The sequence below is a fragment of the Streptomyces sp. NPDC107559 genome (genome assembly GCF_055657365.1).
In genome coordinates this window covers 360736-385577 of record NZ_JBVKBD010000004.1, presented here as the reverse complement: position 1 = coordinate 385577, position 24842 = coordinate 360736, and the positions used below count along the sequence as shown (strand labels likewise).

At 71.9% G+C, this 24842-nt stretch carries 22 protein-coding genes; 11 read left to right on the top strand and 11 right to left on the bottom strand.

The features are described 5' to 3' along the window. Positions 1–8: 8 nt before the first annotated feature. From ACZ7OY_RS16330 to galU, 4 genes are all read right to left on the bottom strand, one after another. On the bottom strand, positions 9–551 hold the full coding sequence (locus tag ACZ7OY_RS16330; RefSeq protein WP_471911984.1) for a MogA/MoaB family molybdenum cofactor biosynthesis protein: 543 nt from the start codon (positions 549–551) through the stop codon (positions 9–11). Then, complete coding sequence (gene moaC, locus ACZ7OY_RS16325; protein ID WP_351612017.1) at positions 548–1060, bottom strand: cyclic pyranopterin monophosphate synthase MoaC; 513 nt, start codon at positions 1058–1060, stop codon at positions 548–550. The genes ACZ7OY_RS16330 and moaC overlap by 4 nt, the downstream gene beginning before the upstream one ends. Before the next feature lie 127 nt (positions 1061–1187). Next, positions 1188–2513 (bottom strand): molybdotransferase-like divisome protein Glp, encoded by a 1326-nt coding sequence (glp, locus tag ACZ7OY_RS16320; RefSeq protein WP_471911983.1) that lies wholly within the window; start codon positions 2511–2513, stop codon positions 1188–1190. Between the two features lie 5 nt (positions 2514–2518). Beyond that, a complete protein-coding gene (gene galU, locus ACZ7OY_RS16315; RefSeq protein ID WP_471911982.1) occupies positions 2519–3421 on the bottom strand; it encodes a UTP--glucose-1-phosphate uridylyltransferase GalU in 903 nt (300 codons plus the stop codon). 93 nt (positions 3422–3514) lie between these two features. On the opposite strand from galU, the gene ACZ7OY_RS16310 reads away from it, so the two are divergent. Further along, positions 3515–4135, top strand: coding sequence for a 5-formyltetrahydrofolate cyclo-ligase (locus tag ACZ7OY_RS16310; RefSeq protein ID WP_351612024.1), 621 nt, complete (start codon positions 3515–3517; stop codon positions 4133–4135). 30 nt (positions 4136–4165) lie between these two features. Here the strand turns inward: ACZ7OY_RS16310 and ACZ7OY_RS16305 are convergent, their stop codons facing one another. Next, a complete protein-coding gene (locus ACZ7OY_RS16305) occupies positions 4166–6934 on the bottom strand; it encodes a penicillin acylase family protein (protein WP_471911981.1) in 2769 nt (922 codons plus the stop codon). 228 nt (positions 6935–7162) lie between these two features. On the opposite strand from ACZ7OY_RS16305, the gene ACZ7OY_RS16300 reads away from it, so the two are divergent. From ACZ7OY_RS16300 to mscL, 6 genes are all read left to right on the top strand, one after another. Beyond that, entirely contained in the window at positions 7163–8719 is a 1557-nt protein-coding gene (locus ACZ7OY_RS16300; protein ID WP_471912101.1) for a potassium/proton antiporter, read from the top strand. Positions 8720–9035: 316 nt separating this feature from the next. Then, on the top strand, positions 9036–10331 hold the full coding sequence (locus ACZ7OY_RS16295) for an MFS transporter (protein ID WP_471911980.1): 1296 nt from the start codon (positions 9036–9038) through the stop codon (positions 10329–10331). A gap of 67 nt (positions 10332–10398) precedes the next feature. Beyond that, positions 10399–10719, top strand: a complete 321-nt coding sequence (locus ACZ7OY_RS16290) for an FmdB family zinc ribbon protein (protein ID WP_351612032.1) — start codon at positions 10399–10401, stop codon at positions 10717–10719. 203 nt (positions 10720–10922) lie between these two features. Continuing rightward, complete coding sequence (locus ACZ7OY_RS16285) at positions 10923–11774, top strand: S-methyl-5'-thioadenosine phosphorylase (RefSeq protein ID WP_471911979.1); 852 nt, start codon at positions 10923–10925, stop codon at positions 11772–11774. Positions 11775–12159: 385 nt separating this feature from the next. Further along, positions 12160–12696 (top strand): hypothetical protein, encoded by a 537-nt coding sequence (locus ACZ7OY_RS16280; protein WP_471911978.1) that lies wholly within the window; start codon positions 12160–12162, stop codon positions 12694–12696. A gap of 132 nt (positions 12697–12828) precedes the next feature. Further along, positions 12829–13314: a large conductance mechanosensitive channel protein MscL gene (gene mscL / locus ACZ7OY_RS16275; protein ID WP_471911977.1), complete on the top strand. Its 486-nt coding sequence runs from the start codon at positions 12829–12831 to the stop codon at positions 13312–13314. Positions 13315–13357: 43 nt separating this feature from the next. On the opposite strand, the gene ACZ7OY_RS16270 is transcribed toward mscL, so the two are convergent. After that, complete coding sequence (locus ACZ7OY_RS16270) at positions 13358–13540, bottom strand: hypothetical protein (protein ID WP_152895089.1); 183 nt, start codon at positions 13538–13540, stop codon at positions 13358–13360. A 105-nt stretch (positions 13541–13645) separates the two neighbouring features. Here ACZ7OY_RS16270 and ACZ7OY_RS16265 point away from each other — a divergent pair, with 105 nt between their 5' ends. The 4 genes from ACZ7OY_RS16265 to ACZ7OY_RS16250 all read left to right on the top strand — a co-directional run bounded on the left by ACZ7OY_RS16265 (position 13646) and on the right by ACZ7OY_RS16250 (position 18349). Continuing rightward, positions 13646–14866, top strand: a complete 1221-nt coding sequence (locus ACZ7OY_RS16265) for a low temperature requirement protein A (protein WP_471911976.1) — start codon at positions 13646–13648, stop codon at positions 14864–14866. A 43-nt stretch (positions 14867–14909) separates the two neighbouring features. Beyond that, the gene (locus ACZ7OY_RS16260) at positions 14910–15965 is read left to right on the top strand and encodes a P1 family peptidase (RefSeq protein WP_471911975.1); all 1056 of its coding nucleotides are present in this window, start codon (positions 14910–14912) and stop codon (positions 15963–15965) included. 215 nt (positions 15966–16180) lie between these two features. Beyond that, on the top strand, positions 16181–17401 hold the full coding sequence (locus ACZ7OY_RS16255; protein WP_471911974.1) for a L,D-transpeptidase: 1221 nt from the start codon (positions 16181–16183) through the stop codon (positions 17399–17401). 201 nt (positions 17402–17602) lie between these two features. Further along, on the top strand, positions 17603–18349 hold the full coding sequence (locus ACZ7OY_RS16250) for a DUF6227 family protein (protein WP_471911973.1): 747 nt from the start codon (positions 17603–17605) through the stop codon (positions 18347–18349). Between the two features lie 81 nt (positions 18350–18430). Here the strand turns inward: ACZ7OY_RS16250 and ACZ7OY_RS16245 are convergent, their stop codons facing one another. The 5 genes from ACZ7OY_RS16245 to ACZ7OY_RS16225 form a co-directional block, all read right to left on the bottom strand. Continuing rightward, on the bottom strand, positions 18431–18742 hold the full coding sequence (locus ACZ7OY_RS16245) for a hypothetical protein (RefSeq protein ID WP_471911972.1): 312 nt from the start codon (positions 18740–18742) through the stop codon (positions 18431–18433). Positions 18743–18984: 242 nt separating this feature from the next. After that, positions 18985–21177, bottom strand: coding sequence for a PTS fructose transporter subunit IIABC (locus tag ACZ7OY_RS16240; RefSeq protein WP_471911971.1), 2193 nt, complete (start codon positions 21175–21177; stop codon positions 18985–18987). 97 nt (positions 21178–21274) lie between these two features. Further along, complete coding sequence (pfkB, locus tag ACZ7OY_RS16235; protein WP_471911970.1) at positions 21275–22222, bottom strand: 1-phosphofructokinase; 948 nt, start codon at positions 22220–22222, stop codon at positions 21275–21277. Beyond that, positions 22219–22980 carry a DeoR/GlpR family DNA-binding transcription regulator gene (locus ACZ7OY_RS16230; RefSeq protein WP_471911969.1) on the bottom strand — a complete coding sequence of 254 codons (762 nt, stop codon included), beginning with the start codon at positions 22978–22980 and terminating at the stop codon, positions 22219–22221. Before ACZ7OY_RS16230 ends, pfkB begins: the two co-directional genes overlap by 4 nt. A 274-nt stretch (positions 22981–23254) precedes the next feature. After that, a complete protein-coding gene (locus tag ACZ7OY_RS16225) occupies positions 23255–24805 on the bottom strand; it encodes an MFS transporter (protein WP_471911968.1) in 1551 nt (516 codons plus the stop codon). Positions 24806–24842 lie beyond the last annotated feature (37 nt).

Here is a 24842-nt window from a genome sequence, read left to right as displayed (position 1 = left end):
CGCGCTGTTCAGCTCGCACCCCCACTACTGGCACCGGGCCCGGGATGGTCGCCGCCCCGGATCTGGTCGACGGCGTGCACCAGCAGGGGCTCCAGCACGGCCAGGCCGTCCTTCACCCCGCCGGTCGAGCCCGGCAGGTTGACGATCAGGGTCCCGCCGGCCACTCCGGCCAGACCCCGGGAGAGCGCCGCGGCCGGCACCTTCTGCCGTCCGTACGCCCGCACGGCCTCCGCGATGCCCGGCACCTCCCGGTCGATCACCCGTCGGGTGGCCTCGGGGGTGCCGTCGGTGGGCGAGATGCCGGTGCCGCCGGTGGTGACCACGACGTCGTACCCGGCCTCGACAGCGGCGCGCAGCGCGGCCTCCACCGGGTCCCCGTCGGGCACGACCTGCGGCCCGTCGACGGCGAACCCGAAGCCGCGCAGACCGTCCGCGACCAGCGGGCCGCCCCGGTCCTCGTACACCCCGGCGGCGGCCCGGTTGGAGGCGGTCACGACCAGGGCGGCGTACGGAGCGGTCAGGGCGCCGCCGAGCGCCGGCGCGCTACTCATGAGCGGCTCCAGTCGCCCGACTTGCCGCCTGTCTTCTCCTCCACCCGCACGTCCGTGATGACCGCCTCCTTGTCGACGGCCTTGACCATGTCGACCACGGTGAGCCCGGCGACACAGACCGCGGTGAGGGCTTCCATCTCGACGCCCGTGCGGTCCGTGGTGCGCACCGTGGCCACGATCTCCACGGCGTCGTCCGCGACCGACAGGTCCAGTTTCACACCGGACACCGCCAGCGGGTGGCACAGCGGGATCAGGTCGGGGGTGCGCTTGGCGCCCATGATGCCCGCGATCCGCGCCGTGGCCAGGGCGTCGCCCTTGGGCAGCCCCTCGCCGCGCAGCAGTTCGACCACGCGCGGCGAGACCAGGACCCGGCCGGCGGCGCGGGCGGTGCGCGCGGTCACGGCCTTGTCGGACACGTCGACCATACGGGCGGCGCCCGCGTCGTCGAGGTGGGTCAGTCGGTCCTGCACAGGCGGTCCGGGGGTCTCCCCCCGGGAAGGCACAGTCATGGTGTGTCGCGCTCCCGGTCCGGGCCCGTCGCGGTACGGCGCACGGGCCTGTTGTGCGCGACACGGTACCGCCAAGCCGGGACGCGCAGCGGGCCAGGACCGTCCTGCGAACGGGTGCCCGCGGGGCTCAGCCGAGCAGGACGACCTCGACCTCGGTGCCGGGCTCGACCGAGGTCACGTCCTCGGGGACGACGATCAGCGCGTCGGCGTGGGCGAGGGCGGCCACCAGATGGGATCCGGAACCGCCGACCGGCCGGACGGTGCCGTCGTCGCAGTGGCTGCCACGCAGGAACTGTCTGCGGCCCGCCGGGGAGGTCAGCGCCTTGTCCGCGGCCAGGGTCACGCGCGTGGTCGGCCGGTGGACGTCGGCCAGCCCCATGAGGGTGCGGATGGCCGGCCGGACGAACAGCTCGAAGGAGACGAACGACGACACCGGGTTGCCGGGCAGGGCCAGCAGCGGGATGTGGTCGGCGCCGATGGCACCGAAGCCCTGGGGCTTGCCTGGCTGCATGGCGAGCTTGCGGAACTCGATGCCGCTGCCCGGTTCGTCCTCGTCGCCGACGTGCGACAGCGCCTCCTTGACCACGTCGTACGCCCCGACGCTGACGCCGCCCGTGGTGACCATGAGGTCGGCGCGCACGAGCTGGTCCTCGATGGTGGAGCGGAGGATGTCGGCGTCGTCGGCGACGGCTCCGACCCGGTAGGCGATCGCGCCGGCGTCGCGCGCGGCCGCGGTGAGCGCGAAGCTGTTGGAGTCGTGGATCTGCCCGCTGCCCAGCTGTTCGCCGGGCTGGACCAGCTCGCTGCCGGTGGACATGACGACCACGCGCGGGCGGGGCCGTACCCGCACGGTGCCGCGGCCGATCGCGGCGAGCAGGGCGATCTGCGAGGGCCCCAGGACGGTGCCCGCCTCCAGGGCGAGGTCGCCCGCCCTGACGTCGCTGCCCTTGGCCCGCACATGGGCGCGTGCCTCGGCGGGCCGGTGCACCCGCACCAGTCCGCGGGCACCCCCGGGGTCGAGGCCGGCGGCCCGCATCCCGCTGACCGGCCCCTCGCCGAGTCCGCCGTCGGTCCACTCCACGGGGACGACGGTCTCGGCACCGGGCGGCAACGGCGCGCCGGTCATGATGCGGGCGGCCTGGCCGGGACCCACGTGGAGCAGGTCGCGCTGGCCGGCCGCGACGTCCCCGACGACGTCCAGGACGGCCGGGAACTCCTCGCTCGCGCCCGCGACATCCGCCACCCGTACCGCGTACCCGTCCATGGAGCTGTTGTCGAACGGCGGCAGGGACCCCGGCGCCAGGACGTCGTCGACCAGGACGCAGCCCTGGGCGTCGAGGAGTTGGAGCTCGATGGGTTCCAGGGGACGGACGGTGGCGAGGATGTCCTGAAGGTGCTCGTCCACCGACCAGATGCGGTCCTGGCCTGCGGTGCGGGACGCGGCGGTGCTCAACGGCGTTACATCTCCTCGGCTACGTAACTGCGAAGCCAGGTCCGGAACTCCGGGCCCAGGTCTTCACGTTCGCACGCGAGTCTGACAATGGCACGCAGGTAGTCGCCTCGGTCGCCGGTGTCATAGCGGCGGCCCTTGAAGACGACGCCGTGCACGGGTCCGCCGACCTTCTCGTCCTGCGCCAACTGCTGGAGCGCGTCGGTGAGCTGGATCTCGCCGCCGCGGCCCGGCTCGGTGGTGCGGAGTATGTCGAAGATGTGCGGGTCGAGGACATAGCGGCCGATGACCGCGTAGTTCGACGGGGCATCCGCCACGTCGGGCTTCTCGACCAGGCCGGTCACCTTGACGACGTCGCCGTCCTCGGTGGCCTCCACGGCCGCGCAGCCGTAGAGGTGGATCTGCTCGGGCGCGACCTCCATGAGCGCGATGACGCTGCCGCCGCGCTGCTCCTGGACCTCGACCATGCGCGCCAGCAGCGGGTCACGGGGGTCGATCAGGTCGTCGCCGAGCAGGACGGCGAAGGGTTCGCGGCCCACGTGCGGGGCCGCGCACAGCACGGCGTGGCCGAGGCCCCTGGGGTCGCCCTGACGCACGTAGTGCATCGTCGCGAGGTCGCTGGACTCCTGCACCTTGGCGAGCCGCGCGGCGTCGCCCTTCTTCTGGAGGGCGGACTCGAGCTCGTAGTTGCGGTCGAAGTGGTCCTCGAGCGGGCGCTTGTTGCGGCCCGTGATCATGAGGACGTCGTCGAGGCCGGCGGCCACGGCCTCCTCGACCACGTACTGGATCGCCGGCTTGTCGACGACCGGCAGCATCTCCTTGGGAGTGGCCTTGGTGGCCGGCAGGAACCGGGTGCCGAGGCCCGCTGCGGGAATGACAGCCTTGCTGATCCTGGGGTGCGACTGGGTCATGGCCGACACCTTATCGGGTGCCTTTGTGCAGAATCTGTGGTCCGGATTAATTTCGGCTCACATACACGTATTGAAACCTTATGGGAGTACTTTATGCATCGCCGCAGGCCTCCAGCCCATTCTGACAAGCAGACGTTGCGACGCGAGCTCCTCCAGGTGAGAAACAGGTTTACCGCGGATGACGTGGAGGCGGCGGCAGGCGCGCTGGCGGAGCGGGCGCTGGAACTGCCCGAGCTGGCCCGCGCGGGCACGGTGGCCGCCTATGTCTCGGTGGGGAGCGAACCCGGGACGCTCGCGCTCCTGGACGCGCTGCGCGCGCGGGGGGTGCGGGTGCTGCTTCCGGTGCTGCTGCCCGACAACGACCTGGACTGGGGCGAGTACGCGGGAGCGGAGTCCCTCGCGCGCGTGCGGCACGGCGGGAAGATGGCGCTGCTGGAACCGGCGGGCGAGCGCCTGGGCCCGGACGCCGTGACCGCGGCGGACGCGGTGCTGCTGCCCGGCCTCGCCGTCGACGCGCGCGGCATGCGCCTGGGCCGCGGCGGGGGTTCGTACGACCGGGTGCTCGCCCGGCTGGAGCGCGCGGACGCCCACCCCGCGCTCGTGGTGCTTCTCTACGACCCGGAGGTCGTCGGACACGTTCCCGAGGAGGCGCACGACCGGCCGGTCCACGCGGTGGTGACACCGTCGGCCGTGCGCCGCTTCGGGAACGTCTGACTCAGCGTCGGCTCAGTCCGCCGGATCCGCTCACGGCTTGAGCTCCAGTGTGTCGCTCGTGCTCGCGTCGACCGCCTTCTGCGAGAACGACCAGGGCAGCAGCTCGCCCGCGGCCCACTTGTCCGTCTGGTCGGTGTAGTGGGCGCTGTAGGCGTGCCCGGAGGCACCGGTGAGGTTGATCCACTTCGACTTGTCGAGATCGGCGAGGTTGACCACCATCCGCATCGACGGCACCCAGACGACGCCGTAGCCGCCGGCCGCGTTCCAGCCGGTCGCGTCCACCGCCGACTCGCCGCCGCCGAGCTCCCAGGGTCCGCGGTTGAGGGCGTACTGGATGAAGGAGGGACCGGCGGTGCCCAGGGTCTGGTTCTTCAGGAACAGGCGGTGCAGCCGGCCCCAGTTCCAGGTGTCGATGTCCTTGCCGAGCTTGGCGGTCAGCTCCCAGCGGGCGTCGATCATGGCCCGCTCGAACAGCTTGTCCCGGTCGTTGTGCGCCCCGGGGCGGGTGCCCGACGCGGGCGTCGTCCACCAGTCGCTGTTCTTGTCGTCCATCAGCTTGCGCACCACCTCGAACCAGCGGTCGCCGCCGTCCGGCTGCGCCTGGTCGGCCTCGCGCCGGCCGCACTCGCGCACCTTCTCGGTGTCGTCCACCGCGCTGGTGCTCTTCGCCGGGGTCACGTACAGGCACTGGCCCTCGACCCGCAACTCCTTGGGCAGCTTGTTGCCGAAGGCGAGCTTGAGGATGTTGCGCCAGACCGCGTTGAAGTACGCGGCGGCCGCCGAGTCCGGGTCCTGGGTGTAGTCCCAGCCCTCCAGGAGCTTCTGCGCCTGACGGACGTCCGGGTCGTCGATGTCGATCTTGAGCAGCGTCGGCTTGAGCAGCCTGGCGATCTCGCTGGAGTTGTCCAGCTGCATCTGGCGCATGTCGTCGGTGGAGACCTTGCCGCCGCCGTCGATCTTGCCCTTGATCAGGCTGTTGATCCGCTGGCTGCGGGTGCCGTAGCCCCAGTCCGTGGTGAGCGTGTAGGGGTAGCTGTCCTTGTCGATCACGGCCTGGTTGGCGGTGACGATGTAGCCGCGCTTCGGGTTGTACTCGTAGGGCAGCTCGGCGGGCTTGATGTAGCCGGTCCACTCGTACTTGGAGTCCCAGCCCGGCGCCGGGACCGAGCCGTCCTGGCCCTTCGCGCGGGTGGGGATCTTGCCCGGCAGGGTGTAGCCGATGTTGCCGGAGCTGCCGGCGCCGTCGGCGTAGATGAGGTTCTGCGAGGGCACGTCGAACTTCTTCGCCGCGGCCCGGAAGTCGCCCCAGTCGGCCGCCCTGTCCATCGCGAAGACGGCGTCCATGGAGGTGCCCGGGTCGAGGGCGGTCCACCGGAGCGCGATGCCGTAGCCGTCGCCCCGGTCGGGTGCCTCGGTGCCGACGCCGGCCTTCTTGCCGACCTCGACGAGCTCGTCGTCACGGTCGGACAGCAGCGGCATGCCGTCGGCGGTCTGGCGTACGACGATCTTCTTGGACGCGCCGCCGGCGACCTTGATGGTCTCCGTACGGGTCGTGAAGGGCTTGGTCTTGCCGTCGTACAGGTAGCCGTCGCCGCTGAGCTTCTCCAGGTAGAGGTCGGTGACGTCGACGCCGGAGTTGGTCATGCCCCAGGCGATGTCCGCGTTGTGGCCGATTATCACGCCGGGCATGCCCGCGAAGGTGTAGCCGGCGACGTCGTACTGGCACTTGGCGGAGACCGTGCGGCAGTGCAGGCCCATCTGGTACCAGACCGAGGGCAGCGCGGGCGACAGGTGCGGGTCGTTGGCCAGCAGCGGCTTGCCGGTGATGGTGTGCTCGCCGGAGACGACCCAGGAGTTGGAGCCGATCCCGTTGCCGTTCACGCCGACCGCCGTGGGGAGGTCGTCCAGGAGCTCGTACAGGCCCGAGAGCTGGCTCTGGAGAGCGGTCCCGTCGGCGCCGGAACCGGAGGTGCCGCTCGTGGAGGTGCCGCCCGAGCCGCTCGTGGAACCGCCCTGCTCGTACGTCCCGGACTGCTCGTCGTACTTACCTTCCTGGACGATCGTCCGGTTCCGGTCGTACGGGTACTCCGGGTACAGGTCGGCGATCTGCTTCGGGCCGAGGCGGCTGGTCATCAGGGACCGGTCGATCTCGTCCTGCATGTTGCCGCGCAGGTCCCAGGCCATCGCCTTGAGCCAGGCGACCGAGTCGACGGGGGTCCACTCGGTGGGCTTGTAGTCGTTGGTGAACCCCAGAGCGGCGTACTCCAGGGAGATGTCCTTGCCGTCCTTGCCCTTGAGGTAGGCGTTGACCCCCTTGGCGTAGGCCTGGAGGTACTTCTTCGTGTCGACCGACAGGGTCTTGTCGTACTCCTGCTTCGCGACCCGGTCCCAGCCCAGGGTGCGCAGGAACTCGTCGTTCTTGACCTGGCTCTGGCCGAACATCTCCGACAGACGGCCGGAGGTCAGGTGCCGGCGCACGTCCATCTCGTAGAACCGGTCCTGCGCCTGGACGTAGCCCTGCGCCATGAACAGGTCCTCGTCGGAGGAGGCGTACACCTGCGGGATCCCGTTGCCGTCGCGTTTGACGTCGACCGGTCCCGAGAGGCCGTCGAGGGTTATCGAACCCGTGGTCTGCGGGAAGGAGGCCCGGACCGTGCTGATGGACCAGTACGCCCCGTAGGCCACGCCACCAATGATGGCCAGCACCAGGACGAGCGCGAAGAGGCGCAGTTTGCGCCCCTTCTTCCTGCCGGACTTGCCGGGCTTGTCACCCGATGTGGCGGTGGTGTTGGGGGGCATCGCTGTCCTTGCTGTCCTAACGCGAGCGGCAGGCGGTCCTGGAGTGCTGGAGCAACCATAGGCGCAGGGCCCCGGGCCGCTTGACGCGGAGTCGGGAACTGACGCGGACGGACGTTCGATCCCGGGTCGGCGAGTGTCAAGAAATCGTCAAGAGTTAGGTAAGGTAACGAAGTACTTGGGGATGCGGCGCGCGAACGCCGTGTCCGATGTACGTGTGCGCCCCTCGCGCTGCCGCGCGTGAGCCAGGGAAGGGAACGGCCACTGACTGTCCACCACCTCAACCAGCTCCTGCTCGCCTGCTCGCTCGTCCTGCTCGTCGCCGTCGCGGCAGTCCGGATCTCCTCGCGCAGCGGGCTTCCCAGCCTGCTCGTCTACCTGGGGATAGGCGTCCTCATGGGCCAGGACGGCATCGGCCACATCAACTTCGCCAGCGCCGAGATGACCCAGGTCATCGGCTATGCGGCACTCGTCGTGATCCTGGCCGAGGGCGGCCTGGGCACGAAGTGGAAGGAGATCGAACCGGTCCTTCCGGCCGCCGCCGCGCTGGCGCTGGGCGGGGTGGCGGTGAGCGTCGGAGTGACGGCGGCCGGGGCGCACTACCTGGTCGGGCTCGAATGGCGGCAGGCGCTGATCATCGGGGCGGTGGTGTCCTCCACGGACGCGGCGGCGGTCTTCTCCGTGCTGCGCAGGATCCCGCTGCCCGCGCGCGTGACGGGCATGCTGGAGGCGGAGTCCGGCTTCAACGACGCCCCGGTGGTCATCCTGGTCGTCGCCTTCTCCACCGCGGGCCCCTTCGAGCACTGGTACGTCCTGATCGGCGAGATCGTGCTGGAACTGGCCATCGGCGCCGCCATCGGCCTCGCGGTGGGCCTGCTGGGCTCCTGGGGCCTCAGGCACGTAGCCCTGCCCGCCTCCGGTCTCTACCCGATCGCGGTCATGGCCATCGCGGTGATGGCCTACGCGGCCGGTTCCCTGGCGCATGGCAGCGGCTTCCTGGCCGTCTACCTCGCCTCGATGATCATGGGCAACGCCAAGCTGCCGCACTGGCCCGCCACCCGCGGCTTCGCCGACGGACTCGGCTGGATCGCCCAGATCGGCATGTTCGTCCTGCTCGGCCTGCTGGTCACCCCGCACGAACTGGGCGACGACGTGTGGCCCGCCCTGGTCATCGGCCTGGTACTGACGATGATCGCGCGCCCGCTGGGCGTCGTGCTCTGTCTGACCCCGTTCCGGGTGCCCTGGCAGGAGCAGACCCTGATGTCCTGGGCCGGACTGCGCGGCGCCGTGCCCATCATCCTGGCCACGATCCCCATGGTGAACGGCGTCGACGGCAGCCACCGCATCTTCAACATCGTCTTCGTGCTGGTCGTCGTCTACACCCTGCTCCAGGGGCCGACGCTGCCCTGGCTGGCCCGCAAGCTGGAACTGGGCAAGGGCGCCGAGGCCGCCGACCTCGGCATCGAGTCCGCGCCCCTGGAGCGGCTGCGCGGACATCTGCTGTCCGTCGAGATCCCGGCCGAGTCGAAGATGCACGGCGTCGAGGTCAACGAACTGAGGCTGCCGGCCGGGGCGGCGGTCACCCTCGTCGTACGCGACGGGACCTCGTTCGTGCCGTCGCCGACGACGGTGCTGCGGCGCGGCGACGAACTCCTCGTGGTCGCCACGGACCCGGTCCGCGACGCGGCCGAACAGCGGCTGCGCGCGGTGGGCCACGGCGGCAAGCTGGCCGGCTGGCTGGGCACGGACGGACCCGCCCGGCCGGGCGGAACACGCGGAGTGCGGTAGCGGGGCGGTCCCGTTGTGGCCGTGCGTGGCCGGCGGGTGCGTTAAGGGCATGTTTCGTACGGTTCACACCCCAGCCGTTCACAGGCGGACGCCTCGACAGTGCTCGCTTTCACAGGTGCACCGGGCACTGATCCCTGTAGCATGAAGGCCTACCTTGATCGAACCAACTCTGCCTGACGCAGTGCTGGCGCGACCGTATGGCGGCCGGGAAGCCCCTCTCAGAACAGGCCCCGGCATCTACCGCAGTTCCGCGCGAGAGGACAGCGCTCGGCGCCCCCGCACGGGCGCGCTACCAGGCGGCAGAAAGGCACGGGCCGTGGCATCCACGGTCACCGACGAGCCGTCGACGTACTCGCCGGACTCTCCGTCCCGTCCCGGATACGGGTCGCTGCTGCGCACCCGCGGTGCCTGGACGTTCCTGCTCCCGGGCTTCGCCGCGCGCCAGCCGTTCGCGATGCTCACGATCTCCATCGTGCTGCTCGTGCAGCACACCACCGGCTCGTACGGCGCCGCGGGCGCCGCGGCCGCCGCCACCGGCGTCTCCATGGCCCTGTTCGCGCCCTACAGCGGCCGTCTCGCCGACCGCTACGGACAGCGCGCGGTCCTGCTCCCCGGTGTCCTGGTCCACACGTTCTCCGGACTGACCCTCACGGCGCTCGCGCTGGCCCACGCGCCCCTGTGGGCGCTGTTCGCGGCGGCCGTCCCCACCGGTGCCTCGGTGCCGCAGATCGGGCCCATGGTCCGGGCCCGCTGGGGCGTGAAGCTCAAGGACTCCCCGCTGATGACGACCGCGGCGGCCTTCGAGTCCGTCACGGACGAGCTGACCTTCGTCCTCGGCCCGCTGCTGGCCACCGCGCTGTGCACCGCCGTGACCCCCTCGGCGGGCCTGGTCGCGGAGGCCTCGCTGACCCTGGTCGGCGGTCTGCTGTTCGCCGCACGCAAGAGCACCCAGCCCCCCGTGACCGCCCACGGGCACGCACGCGTGGCGCACGAGTCCGCCCTGCGCGTGCCCGGCGTGCGCGTGCTGGCCGTCACCTTCCTGGGCATCGGTTCCGTCTTCGGCGGCATGCAGGTCTCGCTGGCCGCGTTCACCGAGTCGATCGGCGAGCCCGGCCTGAACGGCGTCCTGTACGGGGTGTTCGCCGCGGGCAACATGCTCTCCGGCCTGGTCTGCGGCGCGATCGCCTGGCGGGCCGCCCCGCAGCGGCGCCTGGTCGTCGGCTACGCGGCCCTCGCGCTGACCGCCTCCGGCCTCTGGGCCGCGCACTCGACCCTGGTCCTGGCCGGGCTCGGCCTGCTGGTCGGCATGTGCATCGCGCCCTCCCTGATCACCGGCTACACCCTGGTCGAGAAGCTGGTTCCGGCGGGCGCGCGCACCGAGGCCTTCACCTGGCTGACCGGCGCGGTGGCGCTCGGCCAGGCGGCCGCCGTCACGGTCGCCGGACAGCTGGAGGACCGCCTCGGCGACGGGACCGGATTCCTGGTGCCGATGGGCGGCACGGTGCTGGCGCTGGCGACCCTGATCGCCCTGCGCTCACGGCTCGCGGTACGCCCGAGCGGCCGCACCGTCGCACGTGGCGTCGGTCACCGAGTGCCGATGACGGTGGACTGAGCCCCGGGAATACGTCAGTATGGACCGTCGTTAGCACTCATCGAGTCAGAGTGCCAGGAGGAAGACAGTGCCGACCTATCAGTACCAGTGCACCGAGTGCGGCGAGGGCCTCGAGGCGGTGCAGAAGTTCACCGACGACGCCCTGACCGTCTGCCCCAACTGCGATGGCCGCCTGAAGAAGGTGTTCTCCGCGGTCGGCATTGTCTTCAAGGGCTCCGGTTTCTACCGGAACGACAGCCGCGGCTCCTCGTCGAGCAGCTCGCCGGCCGCGTCGAAGTCGTCGACGTCCTCGGACTCGAAGTCGTCGTCCACCACGTCCTCGGCCTCGTCGTCGTCGGACTCGAAGGCGTCGAGCTCCAGCTCCTCGGCCGGCAGCTCCGCCGCCTAGGCCAGGCCTTCGCACACTGCACCGGGACCCCGCCGTCACACGACGGCGGGGTCCCGTGCATTCCGCCGGCGGGGTCCGGCGCGCTCCTACGGCGGGGTTCTGTGCGCTCCTACGGCGAGGTCCGGCGCGCTCCTGCGACGGGGTCCGATGGGTTCGCGGTACCGACCGGCGTTCCCCCGCGGGCGCCCGCTAGTGTGCTGACCATGGCGAACGCAGAGCTCGACGTCAGCGCGGAGATCGGTGTCATCGGCGGCTCCGGTTTCTACTCGTTCCTCGACGACGTGAGAGAGATCCAGGTCGACACGCCCTACGGGCCGCCCAGCGACTCCCTCTTCCTCGGCGAGATCGCGGGCCGTCGAGTGGTCTTCCTGCCCCGGCACGGACGCGGCCACCACCTGCCGCCGCACCGCATCAACTACCGGGCCAACCTGTGGGCCCTGCGCTCGGTCGGCGTGCGGCAGGTCCTCGGCCCGTGCGCCGTGGGCGGACTGCGCCCCGAATACGGGCCGGGCACCCTGGTCGTGCCCGACCAACTGGTCGACCGTACGAAGTCCCGGGTCGGGACGTACTTCGACGGGCTGCCGCTGCCGGACGGCACGGTGCCGAACGTCGTGCACGTGTCCCTGGCCGACCCCTACTGCCCCGCGGGGCGCGCTGCCGCGCTGAAGGCGGCGCGCGGACGGGACTGGGAGCCGGTGGACGGCGGCACGCTCGTCGTGGTCGAGGGGCCGCGCTTCTCCACCCGCGCCGAATCGCTGTGGCACCAGGCCCAGGGCTGGTCCGTGGTGGGCATGACCGGCCACCCCGAGGCGGCGCTCGCCCGTGAACTGGAGCTCTGCTACACGTCCCTGACCCTGGTCACGGATCTGGACGCGGGCGCCGAGTCCGGGGAGGGCGTCTCGCACGACGAGGTGCTGCGGGTGTTCGCCGCGAACGTGGACCGGCTGCGCGGTGTGCTGTTCGACGCGGTGGCCGCACTGCCCCCGGCCGGGAAGCGCGACTGCCTGTGCCCGACGGCGCTCGGCGGGATGGATCCGGGGTTCGAACTGCCGTAACCGGCGGCGGGTTCGCACTGCCGGGGGCGGGTTCGCACTGCCGAGGGCGAGTTCGCACTGCCGAGGGCGAGTTCGCACTGCCGGGGCGGGTTCGCACTGCCGGGGCGGAGGCGCGGGCGCGGGCGGAACGGCTCGTTCGGGTGGGGGAGTTGTCCACAGTCCGCCGGTGGTCCACGGGCGTCGGCGGGCCGTGACGCGAGGCCTCATCGTGGGGGCACAGGCCGATCCCACGTCGCAGGCGGTGATCCCGATGCCCTTCCCTCCCCCCGACCCTCCCTTCCCCACGCGTCTCTCTCCCCCCGACCCTCCCTTCCCCACGCGTCTCCCTCCCACCGGCTCTCCCCTCCCCTCGCCTCCTTCTCCCTTCCCGGCGCCTTCCGCGGGCGTGCTCTCGCCCCGCCCGCCCGGCACCGACGCCCCCGCCACCTGCGAGGTGCCGCACTTCGGTCCGGTGCGCATCCGGGGCGCACGGCACCGGCTGCACCAGCTCGTACGGCACCGGGAGCGAGCCGTCGCGCTCGGCATCGCCGTCACCGCGGCCGCACTCGTGGCGGCCGGCCCCCAGGACACCGAGCGGGCCCGCGGCCGTCCGGACCGGGCCGCCCCCGGGGAGCAGGCCGACGGTGCTCCCGCCGAGCGGCACCGCGCCGTCGAGACGGTGACGGCACCGGTGCGGATCGCCGACGCGGCCACGGTCCGGCTGCTGCGTCCCGGCGACCGCGTCGACGTCATCGCCGCCGGCCCTGCGGCCACGGGCGGGGACGCCCGGGTGGTCGCCCGCGGCGCGCTGGTGACCCGGGTGCCCACACCGGTGGACCCGGCCGAGGGCGGCGCCCTGGTGGTGCTCGCCGTGGAGCGCGCCACCGCGGCCCGTCTGGTGGGAGCCGCCGCGGCCGAGCGGCTGGCGGTGACGCTGTGCTGAGGCACGCCTCCCATGGCCAAACCCCGCCAAGTCCCCCTTCCGAGGCACCCGATGAGGCAGGGCCGACCCGCTCTGCCGTAGGTTGCGGAGCGCTTTGTTCCACAGCCTGTGCACGCGAGAAGAGGGCCTTAGGTGAGCGTAAAGAAGGAACCGGGCGTCTGGCAGGGCTTCAAGGCCTTCCTGATGCGCGGAAACGTCGTCGACCTGGCAGTCGCGGTGGTGATCGGCGCCGCCTTCACCAACATCGTCAACTCGCTGGTGAAGGGCATCATCAACCCGCTGGTCGGCGCGATCGGCACGCAGAACCTCGATGCCTACAGTTCGTGCCTGAGTTCGAAGTGCGAGGGCAACCAGGGCATCCGGCTGCTGTGGGGGTCGGTCCTCGGCGCCACCCTGACCTTCCTGATCACGGGCGCGGTCGTGTACTTCCTCATGGTCCTGCCGATGTCGAAGTACCTGGCCCGGCAGGAGGCCCGCAAGAAGGCGAAGGAGGGCACGCACGAGGTCATCGAGGTGACCGAGCTGGAGGTGCTCAAGGAGATCCGCGACACCCTGGTCGCGCAGCGCAACTCCGGCTACAACGGTCCCTCGCACCGCGGTTACGACGGACGCCAGTAGGACCGTCCCTCACGCGGACGGCGAACGGCGGCCCGCACCGGGATCAGATGTGGTGGGGCGGCTTCTCGTCGAGGAAGCGCTTCAGGTCGGCCGCGCTGTCGCCGTCCGTGCGCGGCCGTTCGCCCCAGCCGCGGTCCGTGTCGTCGGCGGACGGCCGGTCCAGCGGGTCGTCGAAGATCAGCGCGGCCTTCGGGTCGCGCGGCTCGGGGGCGGATTCGGTCGTCATGCCTCCAGGGTACGGCCCTGGAGGCACCCGCCCGCCGTGCCCACGACGCCTGCCGGCGCGAGGCCGTACAGCAACTTTCCGGACGCATCTGCTGTGCTTGGGCGCATGACCTCCAGCCCGGCCCCGCGGCCCACGCCCCCAAGACCGCCGAGCGGCCTCGTCGCACGCAGGCGCGACGAGACCCACCGGGTCGCTTCCCCGCTCGAACTCTTCTTCGACCTGTGCTTTGTCGTGGCCATCGCACAGGCGGGCGCCGAGCTGGTGCACGCCCTGGCGGAGGGGCACGTCGGACAGGGCGTACTGAACTACGCGATGGTCTTCTTCGCCATCTGGTGGGCCTGGATGAACTTCACCTGGTTCGCCTCGGCCTACGACAACGACGACGCCCTCTACCGGATCGTCACCCTCGTCCAGATCTCCGGTGTCCTGGTGCTGGCCGCCGGGGTGCCACAAGCCTTCGAGCACCATGATTTCACCTTCGTCTTCATCGGCTACGTGATCATGCGGCTGGCGATGGCCGCGCAGTGGCTGCGGGCGGCGCGGACCGCCGAGGGCGTCGAGCGGCGCACCGCGCTGCGGTACGCGGGGGGCGTGCTGGTCTGCCAGGTCGGCTGGACCGGCCTGGTGCTCCTGCCGGAACACGCCCGTCCGTGGCTGTTCCTGGTGATGGTGATCGCGGAACTGTGCGTACCGGTCTACGCGGAGCGGTCCTTCACCACGAGCTGGCACCCGCACCACATCGCCGAGCGGTACGGCCTGTTCACGATCATCGTGCTCGGCGAGACGGTCGCCGCGGCCACGGTCGCGGTGAAGACGGCCGTGAACGAGTACGACGCGCTGGGCGAGTTGCTGCCGATCGCGGCCGGCGGTCTGCTGATCGTGTTCTGCGCGTGGTGGATCTACTTCGTGGTGCCGATCCACGGACATCTGCGCACCAGCAGAGAGGCGTTCCTGTGGGGCTACGGCCACTACCTGATCTTCGCCTCGGCGGCCGCGATCGGCGCCGGCCTCGAACTGGCCGTGGAGCAGACGGTGGGCCAGGCGCACATCTCCGCCCTGGCCGCCTCGGCCGCCGTGACGCTGCCCACGGCCCTCTACCTGGTCACCCTCTGGGCGCTGCACGCACGGCACTTCAAGGTGGGCATCGCCCAGCAGTCGGTCCTGCCCGCCACGGCGCTGCTGGTGATCTGCTGCACCTTCCTCGGCACGTGGGCGGTGCTCGCGACGGGCCTGGCGTCGGCGCTGGGGGTCGCGGCCGGCTCGACACTGGCGGCCCGTAGGCACACCGGACTGGACCGGAGAACCGGAACCACCCCGACCGCATGACGCAGCGGCCCGCGGGGCGTCGGGCGGAGCGACACTGATCCTCATGACAGTCGACGCTTTGACCGATGTGACCGGTGTCCGGGTGGGGCACGCGACACGCACCGGCGACGGATGGCTCACCGGCACCACGGTCGTGCTCGCCCCGGAGGGCGGGGCCGTCGCCGCCGTGGACGTGCGCGGCGGCGGCCCCGGCACCAAGGAGACCGACGCCCTCGACCCGCGCAACCTGGTGCAGCGGGTCGACGCGATCGTCCTGACCGGCGGCAGCGCGTACGGGCTGGACGCGGCGTCGGGGGTGATGGCCTGGCTGGAGGAGCAGGGGCGCGGAGTGTCCGTGGGGACGGATCCCGCGCACGTCGTGCCGGTGGTGCCCGCCGCCTGTGTCTTCGACCTGGGGCGGGGCGGCTCCTTCCGGGCCAGGCCGGACGCGGCGACCGGGCGGGCCGCGGTCGAGGCGGCCGCGGCGGCCGCGCCCGGCGCCCCCGTGCCCGAAGGATGCGTGGGCGCAGGCACCGGAGCGGTGGCCGGGGCGCTCAAGGGCGGGGTCGGCACCGCGAGCGCCGTCCTGGAGTCGGGGATCACGGTGGCCGCGCTGGTGGTGGCCAACGCGGCGGGCTCGGTGCTGGATCCGGAGACCGGCGTGCTCTACGGGGAGTTCTTCCAGGGGCGCGTGGACTATCCGTCGGCGCCGGTGCACCGGGCCGCGCGCCTGCGTCTCGCCGAGGCAGCGCACGGGAACACGCCTCCTCCGCTGAACACGACGCTCGCGGTGGTCGCCACCGACGCCCACCTGTCGAAGGCCCAGGCACAGAAGTTGGCGGGCACGGCCCACGACGGGATCGCGCGCGCCGTACGGCCCGTGCATCTGCTCCACGACGGGGACACCGTGTTCACCCTGGCGACGGGGGTGCGCCCGCTCGACAGCGAGCGCCCGCGCGCCCTGAACGAGCTCCTCGAAGCGGGCGCGGACCTCGTGACACGGGCGATCGTGCGCGCCGTGCGGGCAGCGGAGTCGGTGGACGGACCGGGAGGCGCGTGGCCGTCGTACGAGACGCTCTACGGGACGGAGGCCGGCCGGGGCGGCGGCCGGAAGCGCTGACAGGCCCGGCCCGGCGGCCAGGCGGTGCCGGCACCGGCACCGGCACCAAAATTGCCTGCTGGCCAGGGAGTTGATGACGGATTCCACATGGGACTGTCCTGGTTCTGTCACGTGACGCCGTTCCGGGCGACGGCCGGGAACCCCCCTCGTGCCGGGTCACTCCTTCTCCACGTATGTGAGCGGAACCCGTACACCACACAGACCTGGAGCAGATCGTGACAACGCCGAAGAAGTCAGCGCGGCGCGTACTGGGGGCCTGTGCCGCCCTGATCGTCGGCACCCTCACCCTCACCGCCTGCGGCGGCGACGCCAACGCCGGGACCGCGGACGACAAGGGCGGCACGAGCGCCGCCAGGACGTCCACGGCGAAGATCGCCATCTCGGCCGCGGACGGCTCGACCGGCGCGTCGATCAACTCGACCGGCGTGCGGGTCAGCGGCGGCACCCTGACCGACGTGAAGATGACGGTCGCGGGCACCGGGCAGGCCGTGGACGGCTCCCTGTCCGCCGACGGCAGCAGCTGGAAGCCGAAGAACCGGCTGGAGCGCGGGACCAAGTACCGGATATCGGCGACCGCGAAGGACTCGGGCGGCCGTACCTCCGCCGCGAACTCCATCTTCACCACCGTCTCGTCGGCGAACAGCTTCATCGGCACGTACACGCCCGACGACGGCACGACGGTCGGCGTCGGCATGCCCGTGTCGTTCACCTTCGACAAGGCCATCACCGACACGAAGGCCGTCCAGTCGCACATCAAGGTCACCTCCAGCAGCGGGCAGCAGGTGGTCGGGCACTGGTTCGGCGCGCAGCGGCTGGACTTCCGCCCCGACCACTACTGGAAGGCCGGCTCCAAGGTCACGATGAACATCGACCTGGACGGCGTGCAGGGCGCGAACGGCGTCTTCGGGGTGCAGAAGAAGACCGTCACCTTCACCATCGGCCGCTCGCAGGTCTCCACGGTCGACGTCGACACGGAGACCATGACGGTGGTGCGCGACGGCCAGACCATCAAGGCGGTCCCGATCTCCTCGGGCAGCCCGGAGCACACCACGTACAACGGCCAGATGGTGATCTCCGAGAAGTTCACGGAGACCCGGATGGACGGATCGACGGTCGGCTACGGCGGCGAGTACGACATCTCGGACGTGCCGCACGCGATGCGCCTGACCAACTCCGGCACCTTCGTCCACGGCAACTACTGGTACAACAAGTCCGCCCCGCCCTTCGGGCAGACCGGCACCAGCCACGGCTGCGTGGGACTCCAGGACGTGCAGGGCGCCCAGGGGGACACGCCCGCCAAGTGGTTCTACGACAACTCGCTCATCGGGGACGTCGTGGTCGTCCGGAACTCCCCCGACAAGACCGTGGCGCCGGACAACGGACTCAACGGCTGGAACATGCCGTGGGACGAGTGGACCGCGGGCAGCGCCGTCTGACGGCAGGCCCCCGCCGGGGCCGTTCGCCCGGAACTCCCTTTTGACCAGCGGATTTTGACGATCCGGTGGGCCGTGCGGGAACTTTCCGCACGGCCCGCGCGTTTTCCTGGCGTACGTTTTCCCGGTTCCCGGACATGATGTCCGACCGAGGGGCTACGGTATGCACCCACAAGGTGACATGCAGCAACGCCAGGAGAAACCTTGAGCGTTCCGTACGAGACCGCAGCGTACGAACCACCCGAGTCGCCCGAGTCTCCGGAAGAGCACCTCGCGCGACTTCTCGGTCGTGCCCTGAACTCCTTCGAGCTGCCCGACGAGGTGATCCGGCGCCTCGACTGCGCGCTGGCGCACGACAGTTCGCTGCACTCCGCGCACCACAGCGCGGGACTGCACCGCGAGACCTATCGGCACACCTGGCTGCTCGCCGACGGCTCGGCACTGACGCTGTGGGAGCTCGTCCACAACACCACGGCGGGCAGCGACCCGCACCATGAGGTGTACGTCGACGAGGAGGAGCTGCGCACCGCCACCTCCCGGCTTCCCTTACCGCCGGACGCCCCCGACTTCGAACTGCCGGTGCTGGTGCAGCTCTCGCCACTCCCCCAGCCGCGGCACGCGTACACGCCGGACGACTCGGCGGACCACGCGCGTCGGCTGCTGCGCCGGGCGGAGAACCCGGACCGTCCGGGCCCGGACACGGCCGAACTGCTGGCGTCGGCGTTCGCCCACCAGATCACCCAGGCCTTCGGCCGCCCCTGCCGCGCGGGCCGGATCGGCCTGTGCTTCGCGCTCTACGAGCACGCGTTCCTGCTGCGGGACGGCCGGGAGATCGCGCTGTGGGAGGTCGAGCACACGGAGACGCCCGACGGCCGGCACATGTGCGAGGTCTACCCGAGCGAGGACGCGGCCCGCGAGGCGATGGAACGGCGCGCGGCACGCCACTCCTGACGGACACGGCACGTCCCGACGGACACAGCACGCCGCCCCTGACGGACACCACGAAGCCCGCCCAGGATTCGGCCCGCCCGGTCAGCCGCCCGCGCCGAACCGCCTGACCAGGCCCGCGAAGGCGTCCTCCTCCGCCGGAGTCAGCTCCACGGACTCCAGCTGCGGGCCCGCCTGCCGCTGGGCCGGAAGCGCGGACAGCACCGAGGGTGCGGGCAGCACGGGGAGGGCGGCCAGGTCGGCCCGGCGGCCGGAACGCCACCCGGAGGCCCCGTCGCGGCCGCCGCCGGGACTGCGGCGCAGGACGCGGGTCAGGCACATCACCCAGACGACCGCCGCCGCCAGGGCGAGTACCGCCACACCGGCCAGCTGAGGGATCGAGAGATGCTCTGGCATGCGGTCCAGTAGACACCAGCGGTCGCGCATCAGGCCCGTACCGTGACGCATCTCGCAGATACGGCAGTTGTCGCAGTTGCGGCAGACGCAGCGATTACGACAGTCGGTATGTTCGCGGACAGCTGCGGAGGATCGGCGCAGACAGGTGCCGGGCAACTCGCATCACCCCGAAGGGACATGCGGACGGCCGCGGTTCCCGGTCTCCCGGGAACCGCGGCCGTCCGGTCCGCCCGTACGGGCGCCTACGCCGCCACCGGCTGCTTGCGCTGCGCCTCCGCCGTGGCCGCGCCCGGTATCTGCGCGGCCGGGTCCTCGGCGACCGGTGCGCGCAGGCCCTTGAGGAGGACGACCAGAGCCGTCGTGACGCAGACACCCGCGGCGAGGGCGACCAGGTACAGGAGCGGGTTGCCGATCAGGGGCACCACGAAGATGCCGCCGTGCGGGGCGCGCAGGGTGGCGCCGAAGGCCATCGACAGCGCCCCGGTGACCGCGCCGCCCGCCATCGCGGACGGGATGACCCGCAGCGGGTCGGCCGCCGCGAACGGGATCGCGCCCTCGGTGATGAAGGAGGCGCCCAGGACCCAGGCGGCCTTGCCGTTCTCCCGCTCGGTCTGGGTGAAGAGCCGGCCGCGCACGGTCGTGGCCAGCGCCATCGCCAGCGGCGGCACCATGCCGGCCGCCATCACGGCCGCCATGATCTTCATGGCCGAGTCGCTCGGGGCGGCGACCGCGATACCGGCGGTGGCGAAGGTGTACGCGACCTTGTTGACCGGGCCGCCGAGGTCGAAGCACATCATCAGGCCGAGCAGGCCGCCGAGCAGGATGGCGTTGGAGCCGGTGAGGTGGTTCAGCCAGTCGGTCATGCCCTTCTGCGCGGCGGCGATGGGCTTGCCGATGACCACGAACATCAGGAATCCGACGATCGCCGCGGAGATCAGCGGGATCACGACCACCGGCATGATGCCGCGCATCGCGGCCGGGACCCTCACCCGCTGGATCGACAGCACCACACCGCCGGCGATCAGACCGGCCGCGAGACCGCCGAGGAAGCCCGCGTTGATGGTCAGCGAGATCGCACCGCCGACGAATCCGGGGACCAGGCCGGGGCGGTCCGCCATGCCGTAGGCGATGTAGCCGGCCAGGACCGGGACGAGGAAGCCGAAGGACACGACGCCGATCTGGAAGAGCAGCGCGGCCCAGCTGTCCGTCTGGGTCCAGACGAAGTGGTCCATGACCGACGGCGCCTTGTTGATCTTGTAGCCGCCGATCGCGAAGCCGAGGGCGATCAGCAGACCGCCCGCGGCGACGAACGGGACCATGTAGCTGACGCCGCTCATCAGCCAGGTGCGCAGCTTGGTGCCGTAGCCCTCGGTGGCGCCACCGGCCCGCTCGACCGGCGTGCCGGCACCGGTACCGGTGCCGGCAGTGGCGGCCGTCGCGGTGGCCTCGCCGCGTTCCGCCTTGCCGCGGACCTCGGCGATGAGTTCGGTGGGGCGGTTGATGCCCGCCTTCACCCCGACGTCGACGGTCGGCTTGCCGGCGAAGCGGTCCTTGTCGCGTACGGGGACGTCGTGCGCGAAGATCACACCGTCCGCCGCGGCGACGACCGCCGGGTCGAGCCGGGTGAAGCCGGCCGAACCCTGGGTCTCGACGGCGACCTCGACGCCCGCCTCGCGGCCCGCGCTCTCCAGCGACTCGGCCGCCATGTAGGTGTGCGCGATCCCGGTGGGGCAGGAGGTGACGGCGACGATACGGAAGGGGCGCCCGCCCTCGTCGGCGGGGCCGGCCGTGGCGGCCGGCGCCGAGACCGTCGTACCGCTGCCCGCCGTGGCGTCGGCGGAGGCCGCCCCCGGCGCCACGGCGGTGTCCTGGGCGGCGGGCTCGTCGGCCCCGGCTCCCACGGAGGCCCCGGCGTCGACGGAGGCCCCGGCGTCGACGGAGGCCCCGGCGTCCGCGGGCGCGCCGTCGGACGGCTTCCCGATGTCGGCCGGAGCCTTCTCGCCGCGGATGAGCGCGGCGGCGTCGGCCGCGTCCCCGGCCGACCGCAGCGCGGAGGTGAACTCCTCGTTCATCAGCTGCCTGGCCAGCGAGGACAGGATCGTCAGATGAGCGTCGTCGGCGCCGGCCGGCGCCGCGATCAGGAAGATCAGGTCGGCCGGGCCGTCCGCCGCGCCGAAGTCGATCCCGGCCGGGCTGCGTCCGAAGGCGAGCGTCGGCTCGGTGACGTGCGCGCTGCGGCAGTGCGGGATGCCGATGCCGCCGTCGAGCCCGGTGGGCATCTGGGCCTCGCGGGCGGCGACGTCGGCGAGGAAGCCCTCCAGGTCGGTCACCCGGCCCCGGGCGGCCATGCGCTCGGCGAGGGCGCGTGCCGCCGCTTCCTTGGTGTCGGCGGACAGGTCGAGGTCGACCAGGTCCGCGGTGATCAGGTCGCTCATCGCGGGCTCCTTCGCACGCGTATCGCCCGGGAGGTGAACCGGACGCGCAGGGGGACGGGGGTGGTGTGAGGGAAGGCGGGGGCGGCGGGGCGGGGGTTCACGACACCGGCTCCGTCAGCTCGCGGTCCGTGGGGATCTCGGTCGCGACCGTCACCGCCGCCGGGGCCAGGTCGGCCGGGGTGGGCATGACGCTGCCGGGCAGCCGGACGGCGGCCGCGCCGTGCGCGACGGCCGAGGCGAGCGCCTGCGGGCCGCTGCCGCCGGCGATCAGGAAGCCGGCCAGCGAGGCGTCACCGGCGCCCACGTTGCTGCGTACGACGTCGACCCGCGCGTCGGCGAACCAGGCGCCCTCGGCGTCCACGAGCAGCTGCCCGTCGGCGCCGAGGCTCGCGAGCACGGCGCCGGCGCCCCTCGCGCGCAGTTCCTCGGCGGCCTTCAGCGCGTCGCCCACGGTCGACAGGGGGCGCCCGACGGCCTCGGCGAGTTCCTCGGCGTTCGGCTTCACCACGTCGGGCCGCTCGCGCAGCGCCTCCAGCAGCGCGGGGCCCGAGGTGTCCAGGGCGATCCGCGCCCCCGCGGCGTGGGCGCGCGCGACCAGGTCGGCGTACCAGGACGGCGTGAGACCTCGGGGCAGGCTCCCGCAGCAGGCGATCCAGTCGGCGTCGCCCGACTGCTCACGCACCGTCTCCAGCAGCAGTTCCTGCTCGTCGGGCGAGAGTTCGGGACCCGGCGCGTTGATCTTCGTCAGGACGCCGTCCGCCTCCGCCAGGGCGATGTTCGAGCGGGTGGCACCGGCGACCGGGACCCGCGCGACCTCGATGCCCTGTGCGTCGAGGAGTTCGGCGACGAGCGCGCCCGGCGCGCCTCCCAGGGGCAGCACGGCGACCGTGCGCCGCCCGGCGGCCGCGACGGCGCGCGAGACGTTCACGCCCTTGCCGCCGGGGTCCACGCGCTCGCCGGTGGCGCGGATGACGTCGCCGCGCTCCAGTGAGGGCACCTCGTACGTGCGGTCGAGGGACGGGTTGGGGGTGACGGTGAGGATCATGTGCGCACCACTTCCGTGCCACCGCGTTCGATGACGGCGGTGTCCTCGGGGCTGAGCCCGCTGTCGGTGATCAGCAGATCGACGTCGCCCAGGCCGCCGAAGCGGGCGAAGTGCTCCTGCCCGTGCTTGGCGGAGTCGGCCAGCAGCACCACGCGGCGGGCGGCGGCGATCGCGGCCCGCTTCACCGCGGCCTCGGCCAGGTCGGGGGTGGTCAGACCGTGCTCGGCGGAGAAACCGTTGGCGGCCACGAAGAGGACGTCGGCCCGGATCTCGCCGTACGCGCGCAGCGCCCAGGCGTCGACGGCGGCGCGGGTACGGTGCCGTACGCGCCCGCCGACGAGGTGGAGCTGGATGCCGGGGTGGTCCGCGAGGCGGGCCGCGATCGGCAGGCTGTGGGTGACGACGGTGAGCGAGGCGTCCAGCGGGACGGCCGCGGCCAGGCGGGCGACCGTCGTGCCGGCGTCGAGGATCACCGTTCCCTCGATCGGCAGTTCCGTGAGGGCCGCCTTGGCGATGAGGTCCTTCTCGTCCGCCGAGGTGGACTCGCGTTCGGCCAGGTCGGGCTCGAAGTCGAGGCGTCCGGCCGGTATGGCGCCACCGTGGACCCGGCGGACCAGGCCCGCGCGGTCGAGGGCCTTCAGATCGCGGCGGATCGTCTCCGCGGTGACCTGGAACTCCTCGGCGAGTGACAGCACGTCCACCCGGCCGCCGTCACGGGCGAGCCGCAGGATCTCCTGCTGTCGCTCCGGTGCGTACATGTCCGTTCGCCTCCGACTGATGCCCGAATCTGTGGTTTCACTAGGACACTACGTCCGGACTTCCGGAAAGTAAACAGGTTCGGGCATCAAGCAGACACAAACGGGCTTCCGGACGGGCTACCAGGTCGGCTTCCCGGGCTTCCGCGGCGCTCGCCGCAGGACCGGGGAGACGGAGACGGCGGCGCCCGGAGGAGCCGGGGACGGCGACGCCGGGAAAAGCAGAGACGGCGGCGCCCGCAGGCACCGCCGTCTCGTCCGGATCGAAACCGGTGGCTCAGGACACCAGCTCCGAGGCGGGCGCCGACGCGGACACCGGCTCCGGCTCCGGCCCCTGCTCCGCCGGGCCGGCGTCCGGCTCCGGCGCGCCCTCCACGTGCTGCGCCGGCCGCTTCGGCAGAGCGAACATCAGCAGGAAGATCACGGCCATCACCACGGCCACCCAGACCAGCGCGTGCTGGAAGGCGTTCACGAAGGCCGGTCCCACCTGGACCGCGGTCAGCCGGTCGCCGATCTCGCCGAAGAAGACCACCGACACCAGCCCGAGCCCCAGCGCGTTGCCCATCTGCTGCACGGTGTTGATGAGCCCGGACGCCGAACCGGAGTGCTCGCGCGGCACCTCCGACAGCACCGCGTCCGTCAGCGGCGCGACGATCAGGCCCATGCCCAGCCCCATCACGACCAGCGGCAGCGCCATCTGCCAGGAGGCGATGCCGAGCCCGTACCGCTCGGACTCGCCGATGTAGATCAGCACACCCACGCCCATCAGCAGCGCGCCCGCCTGGAGCACCTTGCGTCCGAAACGCGGCACGAGCTGCTGCACCGACAGGCCCGCCGCCGCCGACACCGCGATCGAGAAGGGCACCCCGGTCAGGCCCGCCCGCAGCGGGCTCCAGCCCAGCCCGATCTGCATGTACAGCGTCCAGACCAGGAAGAAGATGCCGAGCGCGACCCCGAACACGGTCTGCACGGCGATGCCGGCCGCGAAGCTCTTCACCCGGAACAGCGACAGCTCGACCAGCGGGGAGCCGTCCTTCGCGGCCTTGCGCCGCTCGTACGCCACCAGCGCCCCGAAGACGACGAGCGAGCCCGCCATCGAGACGTACCCCCACACCGGCCAGCCCAGCTCACGCCCGCGGGTGAGCGGGTAGAGCAGCATCAGCAGGCCCAGCGTCACCAGCACGACGCCGACCAGGTCCAGCTTGAGGGCCTTGGGCGCCTTGGACTCGGTGATGAAGCGGTGGCCGAGGAGCAGGCCCGCGATGCCGACCGGCAGGTTGATGAGGAAGATCGGGCGCCATTCGAGACCGAAGAGGTTCCACTCCGTCAGCAGCGCGCCGAGCAGCGGCCCGGAGACCGCGCCCAGTCCGACGATCGCGCCGAACAGTCCGAACACCTTGCCCCGCTCATGGGCCGGGAAGGTGGCGTGCACGATGGACAGGACCTGCGGCACCATCATCGCCGCCATGCCGCCCTGGAGGATCCGGGAGGCGACCAGCATCTCCGGGTTCGCGGCGAGGCCGCACAGCGCGGACGCGATCGTGAACCCGCCGATGCCGACGAGGAACAGCCGCTTGCGGCCGTGGATGTCGCCGAGGCGGCCGCCCGTGATGAGCCCGGCGGCGAAGGCCAGCGCGTAGCCCGCGGTGATCCACTGGATCTGGCTGAAGGTCGCGCCCGCGTCCTTCTGGATGGACGGGATGGCGATGTTGACGATGGTGACGTCGACAAGGTCCATGAACGCCGCGGTCATCACGATCGCGAGGGCGAACCAGCGGCGCCGGTCACCCGCGGGCTGAGCGGTGGGTGGGGTCTCGGTGGAGGTCATACCCGCAACCTAGGCCCGTATTAGGTCAGATCATGTC